The organism is Bacillus sp. MD-5 (assembly GCF_002201875.1).
GTDB classification, from domain to species: Bacteria; Bacillota; Bacilli; order Bacillales; family Bacillaceae; genus Bacillus; species Bacillus stercoris.
On sequence record NZ_CP021911.1, the window covers coordinates 2080711 to 2092943 of the forward strand.

At 44.8% G+C, this 12233-nt stretch carries 15 protein-coding genes; 1 reads left to right on the top strand and 14 read right to left on the bottom strand.

What is annotated here, in order from left to right:
- The 9 genes from panC to CDO84_RS10245 form a co-directional block, all read right to left on the bottom strand.
- Window positions 1-861, bottom strand: coding sequence for a pantoate--beta-alanine ligase (gene panC, locus CDO84_RS10205; protein ID WP_014664384.1), 861 nt, complete (start codon window positions 859-861; stop codon window positions 1-3).
- A 1-nt stretch (window position 862) separates the two neighbouring features.
- Complete coding sequence (gene panB / locus CDO84_RS10210; RefSeq protein WP_014664385.1) at window positions 863-1696, bottom strand: 3-methyl-2-oxobutanoate hydroxymethyltransferase; 834 nt, start codon at window positions 1694-1696, stop codon at window positions 863-865.
- 245 nt (window positions 1697-1941) lie between these two features.
- Complete coding sequence (locus CDO84_RS10215; RefSeq protein ID WP_040082793.1) at window positions 1942-2919, bottom strand: bifunctional biotin--[acetyl-CoA-carboxylase] synthetase/biotin operon repressor; 978 nt, start codon at window positions 2917-2919, stop codon at window positions 1942-1944.
- On the bottom strand, window positions 2904-4097 hold the full coding sequence (locus CDO84_RS10220) for a CCA tRNA nucleotidyltransferase (protein WP_040082792.1): 1194 nt from the start codon (window positions 4095-4097) through the stop codon (window positions 2904-2906). Before CDO84_RS10220 ends, CDO84_RS10215 begins: the two co-directional genes overlap by 16 nt.
- Window positions 4098-4101: 4 nt before the next feature.
- The gene (bshA, locus tag CDO84_RS10225; protein ID WP_040082791.1) at window positions 4102-5235 is read right to left on the bottom strand and encodes an N-acetyl-alpha-D-glucosaminyl L-malate synthase BshA; all 1134 of its coding nucleotides are present in this window, start codon (window positions 5233-5235) and stop codon (window positions 4102-4104) included.
- Window positions 5232-5942, bottom strand: coding sequence for a bacillithiol biosynthesis deacetylase BshB1 (bshB1, locus tag CDO84_RS10230; protein ID WP_014664389.1), 711 nt, complete (start codon window positions 5940-5942; stop codon window positions 5232-5234). Before bshB1 ends, bshA begins: the two co-directional genes overlap by 4 nt.
- A complete protein-coding gene (mgsA, locus tag CDO84_RS10235) occupies window positions 5935-6348 on the bottom strand; it encodes a methylglyoxal synthase (protein ID WP_014664390.1) in 414 nt (137 codons plus the stop codon). Before mgsA ends, bshB1 begins: the two co-directional genes overlap by 8 nt.
- Window positions 6349-6363: 15 nt before the next feature.
- Entirely contained in the window at window positions 6364-7167 is an 804-nt protein-coding gene (dapB, locus tag CDO84_RS10240; protein ID WP_040082790.1) for a 4-hydroxy-tetrahydrodipicolinate reductase, read from the bottom strand.
- 11 nt (window positions 7168-7178) lie between these two features.
- Window positions 7179-7514, bottom strand: a complete 336-nt coding sequence (locus tag CDO84_RS10245; protein WP_014664392.1) for a nucleotide pyrophosphohydrolase — start codon at window positions 7512-7514, stop codon at window positions 7179-7181.
- Between the two features lie 140 nt (window positions 7515-7654).
- Between CDO84_RS10245 and CDO84_RS10250 the strand changes: the two genes are divergently transcribed.
- Window positions 7655-8527, top strand: a complete 873-nt coding sequence (locus CDO84_RS10250) for a YitT family protein (protein ID WP_040082789.1) — start codon at window positions 7655-7657, stop codon at window positions 8525-8527.
- A gap of 43 nt (window positions 8528-8570) precedes the next feature.
- On the opposite strand, the gene ypjB is transcribed toward CDO84_RS10250, so the two are convergent.
- From ypjB to CDO84_RS10275, 5 genes are all read right to left on the bottom strand, one after another.
- Entirely contained in the window at window positions 8571-9365 is a 795-nt protein-coding gene (ypjB, locus tag CDO84_RS10255; RefSeq protein ID WP_040082788.1) for a sporulation protein YpjB, read from the bottom strand.
- A gap of 68 nt (window positions 9366-9433) precedes the next feature.
- Window positions 9434-10027: a lipoprotein heptaprenylglyceryl N-acetyltransferase LhaT gene (locus CDO84_RS10260; RefSeq protein WP_040082786.1), complete on the bottom strand. Its 594-nt coding sequence runs from the start codon at window positions 10025-10027 to the stop codon at window positions 9434-9436.
- A 109-nt stretch (window positions 10028-10136) separates the two neighbouring features.
- A complete protein-coding gene (locus CDO84_RS10265; RefSeq protein ID WP_014664395.1) occupies window positions 10137-10904 on the bottom strand; it encodes a menaquinol-cytochrome c reductase cytochrome b/c subunit in 768 nt (255 codons plus the stop codon).
- A 34-nt stretch (window positions 10905-10938) separates the two neighbouring features.
- The gene (qcrB, locus tag CDO84_RS10270; protein ID WP_003225560.1) at window positions 10939-11613 is read right to left on the bottom strand and encodes a menaquinol-cytochrome c reductase cytochrome b subunit; all 675 of its coding nucleotides are present in this window, start codon (window positions 11611-11613) and stop codon (window positions 10939-10941) included.
- Window position 11614: 1 nt separating this feature from the next.
- The gene (locus CDO84_RS10275) at window positions 11615-12118 is read right to left on the bottom strand and encodes a Rieske (2Fe-2S) protein (protein WP_004398062.1); all 504 of its coding nucleotides are present in this window, start codon (window positions 12116-12118) and stop codon (window positions 11615-11617) included.
- Window positions 12119-12233 lie beyond the last annotated feature (115 nt).

A 12233-nucleotide genomic window follows, 5' to 3' on the forward strand; every position in this document is an offset into this window, starting at 1 on the left:
TTATATTCTCTCCATTTCTCGAATATCAATAATGATATTATCTATTAAACGCGCTTTTGAAAAAGCAACTGCAACAGCGAGAATCATCTTTCCGGCAATTTCATTCACAGGTTCGAGTTCCGGATAGGAATAAAGCTCTATATAATCTATCGCTCCGCTTGTCGTTTCAATGATTTCTTTTGCAGCTTTTATCACCGCTTCCGGGTCTCTTTCACCGGCTTGGATCAGCTCCGCACTGGTTTGCAGGGCCCGATACAGCTTAGGCGCTTCCTTTCTTTCCTCAGCTGTTAAGTATACATTGCGGGAGCTTTTGGCTAAGCCGTCTTCCTCTCTCACCGTATCGACAGCAACCAATTCAATATCCATGAAAAAGTCGCTGATTAAGCCATCAACAACAGCTACCTGCTGCGCATCCTTTAAACCGAAATAGGCACGGGTCGGCTGAACAAGATTGAACAGCTTCGTCAGTACGATCGCAACACCGTCAAAATGTCCCTCTCTTGAGCGCCCGCATAACACGTCTGTGCGTCTTTCTACATGAATCGTGACATTCTTTTCACCGGGATACATATCATGAGCATCCGGCGTAAAAAGAATATCGACTCCCGCGTTTTCCGCAAGAGCTGCATCCCGCTCAATATCGCGTGGATATGCTTCAAAATCTTCATTAGGGCCGAATTGTGCAGGATTGACAAAAATACTCATAATAACAGTGTCGTTTTCTTGTCTAGCTTTGTCTGCTAAGGTTAAATGCCCCTCATGCAGAAACCCCATCGTCGGAACAAATCCGATTGACCTGCCCTCTGATTGGTATTGTTTTATCGCTTCTTTCAGCTGTGAAATATCAGTAATCTGTCTCATCTTATTTTCCCCCGTACAAGCCGTTCAGAACTGTCTGGTTCATTTGAAAGGAATGCTTTTGTTCAGGGAAAGCACGATGTCGTACATCCTGAACATATCCGCTGATTGCTGTTTCGATGGTTTCGTCAATGCGCGTATATTGCTTTACGAATTTAGGTGTTCTCTCAACACCGTGGCCGATTATATCATGATAAACGAGAACTTGTCCGTCCGCTTTCACACCAGCCCCGATTCCGATGACCGGGATGCTTAGCGTCTCGGCAATTTTGGCTGTTAGTTCCGCCGGTACACATTCCAGCACAAGCATCATAGCTCCTGCCTCTTCGCATTTTATACTGTCTTCTATTAATTTTTTGGCGCTTTGTTCATCTTTGCCCTGTACTTTATATCCACCCAATACGCCGACTGACTGCGGAGTTAAACCTAAGTGACTGACTACTGGAATGCCTCCAAGCGTCAATGCGCGAATGGATTCAAATACGCCTTCTCCACCTTCAAGCTTTAGTGCGTCTGCTCCGCTTTCCTGAACGATAGCCGCTGCATTTTTCAGCGTATCTTCCTTGGAAAGATGATAAGACATAAAAGGCATATCTGTCACAATAAAGGTATTCGGCGCTCCCCTTTTAACGGCTTTTGTATGATGAATCATGTCCGCTACTGTCACACCGACAGTTGAATCAAGGCCGAGAACGACCATTCCGAGTGAATCACCGACTAAAATCATGTCAACTCCCGCTTGTTCAGCAAGCTTAGCTGCCGGATAATCATAAGCGGTCAGCATGACGATCGGTTCTTCAGACTCCTTCATTTTTAGAAAATCCAGTTTTGTTTTCATGTTTTCTCCTCCTCATGTTTAGAGGAGATGAGCTGCCGTTTTCTTCTGCAAGCCAAAAAACCTTCCGTTACAACGAGAAGGATCCTTCACTTTCTAAAGTTCGGCGAGTTTCATCCCTCTGTCCCAGTCCTTTTTTGGATCAAGGCAGACTGCTGCAATGTCTATCTATTTTAATAATAGGTGCAGTTCGCAGGCGATACTGCCCAATGGAAGTATACCAAAATCAACGGGCTTGTACCAACACATTAGCCCAATTCAATATCGGCAGAATAGATTTTTTTCATGCCTTCATTCGTTTCTAAAAGCAGAACGCCTTCATCATCTATACCTAACGCCTTCCCGTAAAAGGTTCCGTTTAACGTTCTGGCTCTCATATTAGCGCCAATTCCGAGCGCATAGCTTTCCCATAAAAGCTTAATCGGCGTAAATCCGTGTGTCATATAATCCCGGTACCGTTTCTCAAAGCAAAGTAAAATTTGCTGGATGACGCCGGCCCGATCGACTTTTTCTCCAGCGGCTTGGCTGAGACTTGTCGCGATGTCCTTCAATTCATCTGGAAAATCATCGGGCTGCTGGTTAACGTTAATGCCGATTCCAATGATCACTGAACGTACGCGGTCTTCTTCAGCCTGCATTTCTGTTAGGATGCCGACTGTTTTTTTTCCGTTAATTAAAATATCATTAGGCCATTTAATATCCGTTTGGATGCCTGCTGCCTCTTCTATTCCCTGCACAACAGCTACTGCAGCAAGCAGAGTCAGCTGCGGTGTTTTTTGGAGCGGGATGTCTGGCCGCAAAATCAGGCTCATCCAAATGCCGTTCCCTTCTTGAGAATGCCATACCCTAGACATTCGGCCCCTTCCGGCTGTTTGTTTGTCAGCCACCACGAGGGTGCCTTCCGGTGCATTATTATTCGCAAGCTCATGAGCCGATTTTTGCGTGCTTGAAAGAACGTCATGATAAATAAGATGCTGCCCCATCATGTCCGTTTTTAATCCAAAGCGAATTTCGCTTTCACTGAGTTTCCCGGGCTTTTTGATGAGCCGATATCCTTTTCTTCTTACGGCTTCTACTTCATAGCCCTCTTTTCGAAGCTCTTCAATATGCTTCCATACAGCAGTTCTAGAACAGCCGAGTGCATCACTGATTTTTTGGCCGGAAATAAATTCTTTGCCGGCCTGAGCAAATAATTCAATAAGGTCTTTTCTTAATGTTGACCGCATGTCTTCAGCCACTCCTCTATGTGTTTCTTTTGATTGGAGAGCTTTCCTGTCACAACAGCCTGCTCGATCCTTTGTAATTCTTCCGACACCCATTTTCCGGCCGGCCGGTTTCGAAGCGCAAGCAAATCCTTACCTGTGATATCAAGATCCTTAAGGCTTTTGATCGGCAGGTTTTGATAAGCGTATTGAATGTCCTTCAGTTTTTTTTCATCCAGTGTTTTGTTTTGCCGCAGCTGCGATATTTTGGCCGCTGAGAGCAGTGATTTTTCCCCAGCTCTGTACATTGACATTGCGTCAAGGCTCTGGCCAAACGTATCGGCAATGTGAATGGCTTCCTTCATCACTTTTCCCGGGAGCTTCCAGGCTTTCAGGAAAAGAGGCGCGTCTTTCAAGACGATGTCGAGGTCAATTAAAAGAGCTGCCCAAAGCTCCTCACGTGATGTTAAAGAGAAGAATGGAAACTCACTCGCTGAAATCAGGTTTTCTCGTTTATGATACAAACCAGGCAGCTCTTCATACAGCCTCGTTTGAATAAGCGTTTGAAGCGCTTGGCGGGAAGCTCTTCCCTGCAGCAATTTCTCGAACTCTATTGTTTTTCGTTCGACTGAAATATGGGAGAGGAGAGATTTTTCTATCGAAATGGCTTTTTCTGTTTCCGGTGAAAGCGTAAAGCCAAGCTGGCTCATAAAGCGTACGGCTCTCAGCATACGAAGCGCATCTTCTTGAAATCTGTCCTCGGGCTTTCCAACGGTTCGAATCACTTTTTGATCAATATCTTTCCTGCCGCCAAAATAATCAAGCACCTTCCCGTCCGCTGTCATGGCCATCGCATTGATCGTCAAATCTCTGCGTTTTAAATCCTCTTCTAATGATGAGATAAATTGCACTTCTGACGGTCTTCTGTAATCCACGTAATCAGACTCAGTCCGGAATGTCGTGACTTCATAGGTTTCATCTTCCCAGAGCACAATGATGGTCCCGTGCTCTTTGCCTACATCAACAGTCCGCTGAAACAGCCGTTCTACTTGATCAGGTGCGGCATCTGTCGCGATATCAACATCTCCGATCGTTCGTTTCATATAACTGTCACGAACTGCGCCCCCGACAAAATAAGCCTGATGGCCCGCTTCGATTAAGGTGCGGAGCACGGGAAGTGCTTTGATAAAAACTTTTTCCATGTGATCACTCCGGTTCTGCTAAATCGGCATAAATCTGTTCATACTGACTGACAATTTTCTTGGAGGAAAATTCATTTTCAAGCATCTCTATTGCCGCCTTTGTAAAACGATTGCTTAGCTGTTCATCTTCTAAAATGCTCATCGCGCGGGCTGTTGCGCCTGCAACATCACCGACATCCACCAAAAATCCGCTCACATTGTTTTTAATAACCTCCGGGATACCGCCAATGTTCGTTCCGATACAAGGCACCCCGCAAGCCATCGCTTCCAGAAGGACAAGGCCAAAACTTTCTTTTTCAGACAGCAGCAGCTTCAAATCACTAATAGAATAAAGTTCTTCAACACGGTCTTGATTACCAAGCATTAAGACTTGGTCTTCCAAGCCATATTTTCTGATAAGCTCGCAGGCTGTCGATTTTTCCGGACCGTCTCCGACTAAAAGCAGCTTCGCTTTCGTTTTACCGGCGATATTACGGAACACACGAATGACATCCTGCACGCGTTTGACCTTTCTGAAGTTGGACACATGGATGACGACTTTTTCATCTGGTAAGATTCCATGTTTCTCTTTAATTGTTGTTGTGTTTTTCTTCAGATACACGCGCTCGTCTATAAAGTTATAAATCGTTTCGATTTTTTTCTCCGGTTTAATTAAATCATATGTTTCAGCTGCAAGCGCTGAAGAGACGGCAGTTACCCTGTCTGATGACTCGATGGCAAAACGGATCAGATCTTTTAGAGACGGGTCATAACCTAATACCGTGATATCCGTGCCGTGCAAAGTTGTGACGATGCCGATATTGCGTTTCAGCATCTGTTTTGCAAGATAGGCGCAAACAGCATGCGGGAGAGCATAGTGAGCATGGATAATGTCTAAATTCTCCCGCTCCGCCACCTCAGCGATTTTACTTGCCAATGTCAAATCATACGGAGGATACTTGAAAACAGCATATTGATTAACCTCAACTTCATGAAAATGAATATTGGGATGATATGTATTCAGTCTAAACGGAATGCTTGATGTGATGAAATGGATTTCATGTCCCTTTTCAGCAAGCTGCTTCCCCAGTTCTGTCGCAATGATACCTGAGCCTCCGACGCTCGGATAGCATGTGATCCCTATTTTTAGTTTTTTCATTGTTCGCCCCCAAGAACATCATGATCTAGCATCAACATCCGTTTGGAAAAGAAACCTTCGGCATACTCCACGCCCGCTTCTTTACCGTAAAGCTTTTCTCTCGCTTCGACGATCTCGATATAACCATTCGTCAGTGGAGTAGAAACTGAATCCTTTGACGGGATAAACTGGCTTTTGTAGGCATTGAGGCTTTGTTTCTTTGCCTCTATTGTATCCGAGATATCAATAACAAAATCCGGCTGATGAAAACCATTTATCATATAATAGTAAACCTTGCTGACTTTATGCGCCGGAAGGCTTTTTTCGTCTTTATATTTATGGATTCCAGCGGAAAAGATCGCTTCTTCCACCAGTGCAGCCGCATTGCCGTGATCCGGATGGCGATCCTTTTTATACGGCATAAAAACCGCTTTTGGCCGGTTGGTTCTGATCACTGTAACAATCGACCGAATTGCCTGATCGCTCATCATTAGGCCGCGGTCCGGAAGCGTCAGCTGAATTCTTTTATCTGCGCCTAATATGCGTGCTGCTTCAGCTGCTTCTTCTCTACGCAAACTGACCGTACCGTTAGAAGAGAGTTCCGCTTCTGTCAAATCGCATATCATTACTTTTTTTCCCTGTTTGACAAACTTCGCTATTGTGCCGCCCATTCCGATCTCGACATCATCACTGTGGGCGCCGAAAGCAAGAACGTCAGCATTATACATTCGGCTCTTCTCCCCGAAGAAGGTCGCGGAATTCGAAAACACCTTCATCAAGTGTCCGGACAAGAATTTCCGCAGTACCCATATTTGTGGCGAGCGGAATGGAATACACATCACACAACCGGATTAATGCCGAGACATCCGGTTCATGCGGCTGCGCGGTCAGCGGGTCGCGCAAAAAAATGACAAGATCGAGTGCATTAGCTGCGATCAGTGCTCCGATTTGCTGGTCTCCCCCTAGAGGACCGGATTGAAAACGTTCAATTTGAAGGCCTGTCGCCTCTTGAATTTTCAACCCTGTGGTTCCGGTCGCGTACAGATCATGATGCTTCAAAATATCCCGATAGGCAGTCGTAAATTGAACCATATCCTGTTTTTTCTTGTCATGCGCGATTAAAGCAATTTTCATCGTTTCTCCCCCCGTCTAATCAATGATATTTTCTAGTCCGTACACAAGCTGATCAATCTTCATGACTTGTTCGACTGACAGCTTAACACCTGACATGAAAGAAGCGCGATTATAAGAATCGTGTCGGATCTGAAGCGTTTGGCCATCCATGCCGAACATGACCTCTTGATGTGCGATCAGCCCCGGAAGACGGACGCTGTGCAAGCGAATACCGTTTTGCTCCGCTCCTCTAGCTCCTGGGAGAATTTCTTTTTCATCTGGATGTCCTTGCTGCTTTTCTTTACGGACTTCTGAAATCATTTCCGCTGTTTTAAGCGCAGTTCCGCTTGGTGCGTCAAGCTTCTGGTCATGATGAAGCTCAATAATCTCTACATCTTCAAAATAGTTGGCAGCCATTTTTGAAAATTTCATCATCAGCACCGCGCCCAGCGCAAAGTTTGGAGCAATGATGGCTCCGATCCCCTTTTCTTCTGTTAAGGACGTGAGCTCTTTTAAATCAGCTTCTGAGAAACCGGTTGTTCCGACAACTGGACGGACGCCGTGCTCTAATGCGATTTTTGTATGTACTTTTCCGATTTCAGGCGTTGTTAAATCAATCAAGACATCCGGTTGTGTTTCTGTAAAGCAGGCATGGATATCTGTGTAAATCAGAGCATCTGACTCAACAGGCATCACATCAGATAATTTTTGCTGATCGTATGTATGGTCTATAGCACCGACAAGGTCAAAATGAGGTGTTCGTTCTGCCAATTTAACAGCTTCCTGCCCCATTCTTCCACGCGGCCCTGCAATGACTACTTTAATTGTTTGGTTTGACATCTTGATCTCCTCTACTTTCCTTCTTCTTTTCTGGTCCAGCGATCTTTATCTCTTGTATTAAATTTATGCATGACTCGGTCGTGGGCTTCCTCTAAAGAGATATCAAGAGAGTTGGCTAAACAAACCAATACAAATAGCACATCGCCCATTTCCTCTTCCATGCTTTTATCGTCTTCAGTCGCTTTTTTTGGTTTTTCTCCGTAGCGGTGATTGACTTCTCTGGCAAGCTCGCCCAGTTCTTCAGTCAGCCTTGCCACCATGGCTAGCGGGCTGAAATATCCTTCTTTAAACTGGCCGATGTAACGGTCTACTTCAGCCTGTATGTCTTTCATTGTTTTATCACTCACTGAAACGAAACCTCCTATCATCCTCTTACATGTTAGCTAATTCAGATACGTTTGACAAATGTTTAAGCACGTTTGCTGTTTTCTTTTTCATCCACTATAATATAAACGCTATCTAATGGAAGGAAAAGGGGTTTTGTGTGATGCTTGGAGAAATTAGATTAAAAAACATATTTTTCATTTTAATCGGAGCGGCAATTTTTTCATTTGGCTTGGTTCATTTCAATATGCAGAACAATCTGGCTGAGGGCGGTTTTACGGGTATTACACTTTTGCTTTATGCTCTTTTCCACATCAGCCCCTCTATCTCGAACCTAGTGTTAAACATTCCGATTTTTTTTATTGGCTGGCGTTTGCTCGGCAGGACAATGTTTGTTTATACCCTTGTCGGCACTGTAGCCTTGTCTTTGTTCCTCAGCATCTTTCAGCGATATGAAATCCATATGCCCCTTCAGCACGACTTAGCGCTCGCCGCTTTATTTGCCGGCGTATTCATTGGAGCCGGACTGGGAATTATTTTCAAGTTCGGCGGTACGACAGGCGGTGTCGATATCATCGCACGTTTAGTGAATAAGTATTTTGGTATCCCGATGGGCAGAACGATGTTTGCTTTCGATGCCTGCGTCATCATTTTGTCTTTGCTTACTTATCTCTCCTATAAAGAAGCGATGTATACGCTGGTAGCTGTATTTGTAGCGGCAAGATTAATCGATTTTATTCAGGAAGGCGGCTACGCTGCTAAAGGCGCTACGATCATCTCTTCGAAAAACGATCTGATTCAGATAAAGATCCTTGAAGAAATGGAACGGGGTGTCACCATTTTGAAAGGACAAGGTTCCTACACAAAAGAGGATATAGATGTACTTTATTGTGTGGTGCCGAAAAACGAATTGGTGATGCTGAAAAGCGTGATTAACTCCATTGACCCTCATGCCTTTGTAGCGGTAAGCGATGTCCACGATGTGCTCGGAGAAGGATTTACGCTTGATGAAAATAAAAATCCGCTTCCACGCTGACATGTAATAGAAAAAAGAGGCGGCTGACCGCCGCCCCTCATCCTTATTTAGGGTAGTCCCGTTTTTTCAGCTTGTTTTTTTCCGCCTTGTACTTTCTGTAGCCGACATAGGTGAGAGCTGTAATGATGATACTGCCGGTTGTAATCATCACCCACAGTAAAGACGGATCGGCATCATCCTCCTCCGCCCTGTCAAACAAATTTTTCAAGTCATGCTGAAGAAGGGAAAGCCGTTCAAGCTTCGTGCTCTCTGTCATTTGTTGAAATTCCCCTTGTTCAATAACATCTATATGTTTTCCGACTGTTTCAAGCTTTTCCTCTGATACATCGATTGTAAGACTTGGGTAAATCAAATCATATAAACTAATAAATTCATTCCATTTTTCATGGAAGCTAGTGCTTTCATTCTTTTGGACATCTCGCTTCAGCTCAGTAAAGGCTTCCATAATCGGTTTTTCCAGTGAACCCCAAAGCGGGTCAGACCGGTTGTCAACCGCATCCATCAGCATTCTGAACTGCGCGGCTGCTCTGAGTTTTTGCGTGTCTGATGTATCAGCCTGCTTTAAACTTCGAACCATATCATTATAGCCCAGTGTGATTTGACGGATTTGGGCTCCTGTTAGCATGGAATCTTGCTGTTTTTTCTCAGCGGATTTTAATGTTTTCTCAAAATAACCCAAGACTTGCAGCGCCTCTGCATATTTCGACTGACGGGTCATTTGAAAGACCGTATCGGATAAATCATTCAATTCCTCGAGGCTTCCCCGCTCTGCAGCCTTGGCATTTCCATTATAAAAAATAAGAGCAATCAACAAACAGATCGTCAGCTTTCGTTTCATGCAGGTCCCTCCCACTCTCTCTCCTTACAGAATATGAAGAAAGGGACAAGGATAGACCAACATTGTCTTTACATCAGCTTAAGCTTCGTTTGCTTTTTCGAGATCACAAGGAAGTAAGCAAGCCCGATTGAAAAGATGCTTAGCCAAAATGTTCCGTACCCTATTTCAGTCATATAATTAGAAAGCATAGAGTACTGCGGCATCATATTAAACAAGTAGTCAATGACATCGTTATGCAGTGTCCAGACTGCAGCAATTGCAAGATGCCAAAATGAAAAACGAAAATACGGACTGTATAATACGCCTTGCACTGCCATTGCAAAATGCGAAGCAATTAGCATGTAGCCCTCCCAAGGCAAGTCACCAGTTACTGCAAGCACAAGAAAATTCATAGCGACCGCCCATAGGCCATACTTTACGAGAGTAACTAGCGCAAGCGCTTCAAAGAGCGGAGCATTCCGTTTCATGATAAAGGCAAGCAGCACAAACAGAAAGAAAAACGTTGCTGTCGGACTATCTGGAACAAAAACCAGGAAACGGGCCGGTGTCTCCAGGAGCTGCGGCAAGTACCAATAGTAGCCGTAAACCGTTCCCAGAAAATTAATGGCTAAGACAAGAATAAGCATCGGCCGCTGTCCTAATACATATTGAAACCATTTCACATCAATCAACTCTCAGTCTGTAAAAATAATGTGTCCATATAAAAAAGCTGACGCCAGGTCAGCTTTTGATAATAAAAGTATATCCTTCCATTTGACAATTCACAATACGTTATTTTGCGGTTGTTTCAGAAATAAATTTCGCAAGTTCTTCGAGCTGCTTATCATTTCCTTTGAACACACCCGCAGGCATTTTGCCTTTCCCTTCTACAGCGATCTTTTTGATTTCTTCCGGTTTCAGCCCGCTGTCAACCAATGAAGGTCCAGCCGCTCCTCCCTGAAGGTTATCCCCATGGCAAGAAATACAGCCTTGTTCCTTAAAAATCTTATATCCTTCTGTATTGGTGTCAATGTCGGCCTCTTTTGTGATTTTCCCCTGTTCCTCTGCCTTGGCCCAGTCATGAGTAGCAACTGACTGCCACGTCAAAAATACAGCAGCGGAAATGGCCAGAAGCATCATACCGACAGCGACCGGACGCTTCCACGGCCTTCTTTCTGCCCCTCTGTCTAAGAATGGAGCCAAAAGCAGGGCTCCAAAAGCGAGACCTGGCATAATCATGGCGCCGACCACTGTAAAGCTTCCGGCGGCGTATTCATACTTCAACAGCTGGTATAAGAAAAGAAAATACCAATCCGGCAGCGGAATATAACCAGTATCAGTCGGGTCAGCCATCCGCTCTAAAGGCGGCTGATGCACAATCGTCAAAACAAGAAAACCGATGAGAAAGACAGCTCCAACCATCCATTCCTTTAACAAGAAATTTGGCCAGAAAGCCTCTGTTTTACCGGGATACTCCGAATAATCCTTCGGTATATTCGGCTTTTTTTCAGCCGGTATCCTTGAGTCGCCTACAAATTTCATCCCTTTGCCCCGGTGCATGTCGTTCCCTCCCTTTTATTCGCAGATCAAGAGTTTAAAGCGGTCCTGAAATCCCCTGCTTCCGGATCATAATAAAATGTGCTGCCATCAGCCCGAACAATGCGGCAGGAAGAAAGAATACATGGATCGCAAAAAACCGAGTCAGCGTTTGGGCGCCTACAATATCCGGATGCCCTGCAAGGAGCGTTTTTACTTGCGTCCCGATCAAAGGTGTGGCCTCGGCGATCTGCAGCCCGACTTTTGTTGCAAACAGTGCCTTCATATCCCAAGGAAGCAAGTAGCCTGTAAAACCAAGACCGAGCATGACAAAAAAGATCAGCACACCGACAATCCAGTTCAGCTCGCGCGGCTTTTTGTACGCGCCTTGGAAAAAGACCCTCAGCGTATGTAAAAACATCATCACAATGACCAAGCTCGCACCCCAATGGTGCATCCCCCTGACAATCTGGCCGAATGCCACTTCATTTTGCAAATAATATACCGATTCCCAGGCATTTTTGATATCAGGCACATAATACATCGTTAAAAACATTCCAGATAATACTTGGATAACGGTTACAAAAAACGTCAGTCCCCCAAAGCAATACACAAACGCAGAGAAATGATGGGCGGGATTCACATGTTCCGGTACTTCGTGATCGGCAATATCCCTCCACATCGGTGTAATATCAAGCCGCTCGTCTACCCAGTCATAAATTTTGTTCAGCATGTCACCCTTCCCCCTTAGGCTTTGCTTTTCCAAGATACAGGAAGCCGTCTTTTACTTCTTGCTCGTAATGATCAAGAGGCGAAAGCGGCGGCGTGCCAGGGACATTGGTGCCGTCCTTTTCATAGAGTCCGTAATGGCATGGACAAAAGAATTTATTCGGGTTTTTAGGATCACTATTCCAGTTCACCGTACACCCTAAATGTTTACAAATTGGCGAAAGTGCTACAATTTCATCCCCGTTTTTGAAGACCCAGGCTGATCTTGACTCTTCGGACTCATACCAGGCATCGACTTGATTAATTTTGAAATCAAAGCGCTGCGGCTCTTTTGTCAACTCATCAACGCTGACAACCTGAACCATGTCCTGCTTCCCTGTCGATTTTAATACCGGGTCGAGTGCAAAGCGAACCATAGGCATGAGCATACTAGCCGCCATAAAACCTCCTACGCCTGTGAGCGTATAATTCAAAAATTGACGTCTGGATATATCATGTTTTCCGCCCATCTCTTCTCCCCCCTCTAGGTCACCCCTGCAAACTGACTAAAATAGAAAATATTGCAATAACTCTAGACACCCTCATAATATATGAATCTCTCAGCAAGGTCAATATAGCCAAAAT

Coding starts and splice junctions, on each gene's coding strand:
- panC (WP_014664384.1), bottom strand. CDS start 861: ATGAGACAGATTACTGATATTTCACAGCTGAAAGAAGCGATAAAACAA.
- panB (WP_014664385.1), bottom strand. CDS start 1,696: ATGAAAACAAAACTGGATTTTCTAAAAATGAAGGAGTCTGAAGAACCG.
- CDO84_RS10215 (WP_040082793.1), bottom strand. CDS start 2,919: ATGCGGTCAACATTAAGAAAAGACCTTATTGAATTATTTGCTCAGGCC.
- CDO84_RS10220 (WP_040082792.1), bottom strand. CDS start 4,097: ATGGAAAAAGTTTTTATCAAAGCACTTCCCGTGCTCCGCACCTTAATC.
- bshA (WP_040082791.1), bottom strand. CDS start 5,235: ATGAAAAAACTAAAAATAGGGATCACATGCTATCCGAGCGTCGGAGGC.
- bshB1 (WP_014664389.1), bottom strand. CDS start 5,942: ATGTATAATGCTGACGTTCTTGCTTTCGGCGCCCACAGTGATGATGTC.
- mgsA (WP_014664390.1), bottom strand. CDS start 6,348: ATGAAAATTGCTTTAATCGCGCATGACAAGAAAAAACAGGATATGGTT.
- dapB (WP_040082790.1), bottom strand. CDS start 7,167: ATGTCAAACCAAACAATTAAAGTAGTCATTGCAGGGCCGCGTGGAAGA.
- CDO84_RS10250 (WP_040082789.1), top strand. CDS start 7,655: ATGCTTGGAGAAATTAGATTAAAAAACATATTTTTCATTTTAATCGGA.
- ypjB (WP_040082788.1), bottom strand. CDS start 9,365: ATGAAACGAAAGCTGACGATCTGTTTGTTGATTGCTCTTATTTTTTAT.
- CDO84_RS10265 (WP_014664395.1), bottom strand. CDS start 10,904: ATGCACCGGGGCAAAGGGATGAAATTTGTAGGCGACTCAAGGATACCG.
- qcrB (WP_003225560.1), bottom strand. CDS start 11,613: ATGCTGAACAAAATTTATGACTGGGTAGACGAGCGGCTTGATATTACA.
- CDO84_RS10275 (WP_004398062.1), bottom strand. CDS start 12,118: ATGGGCGGAAAACATGATATATCCAGACGTCAATTTTTGAATTATACG.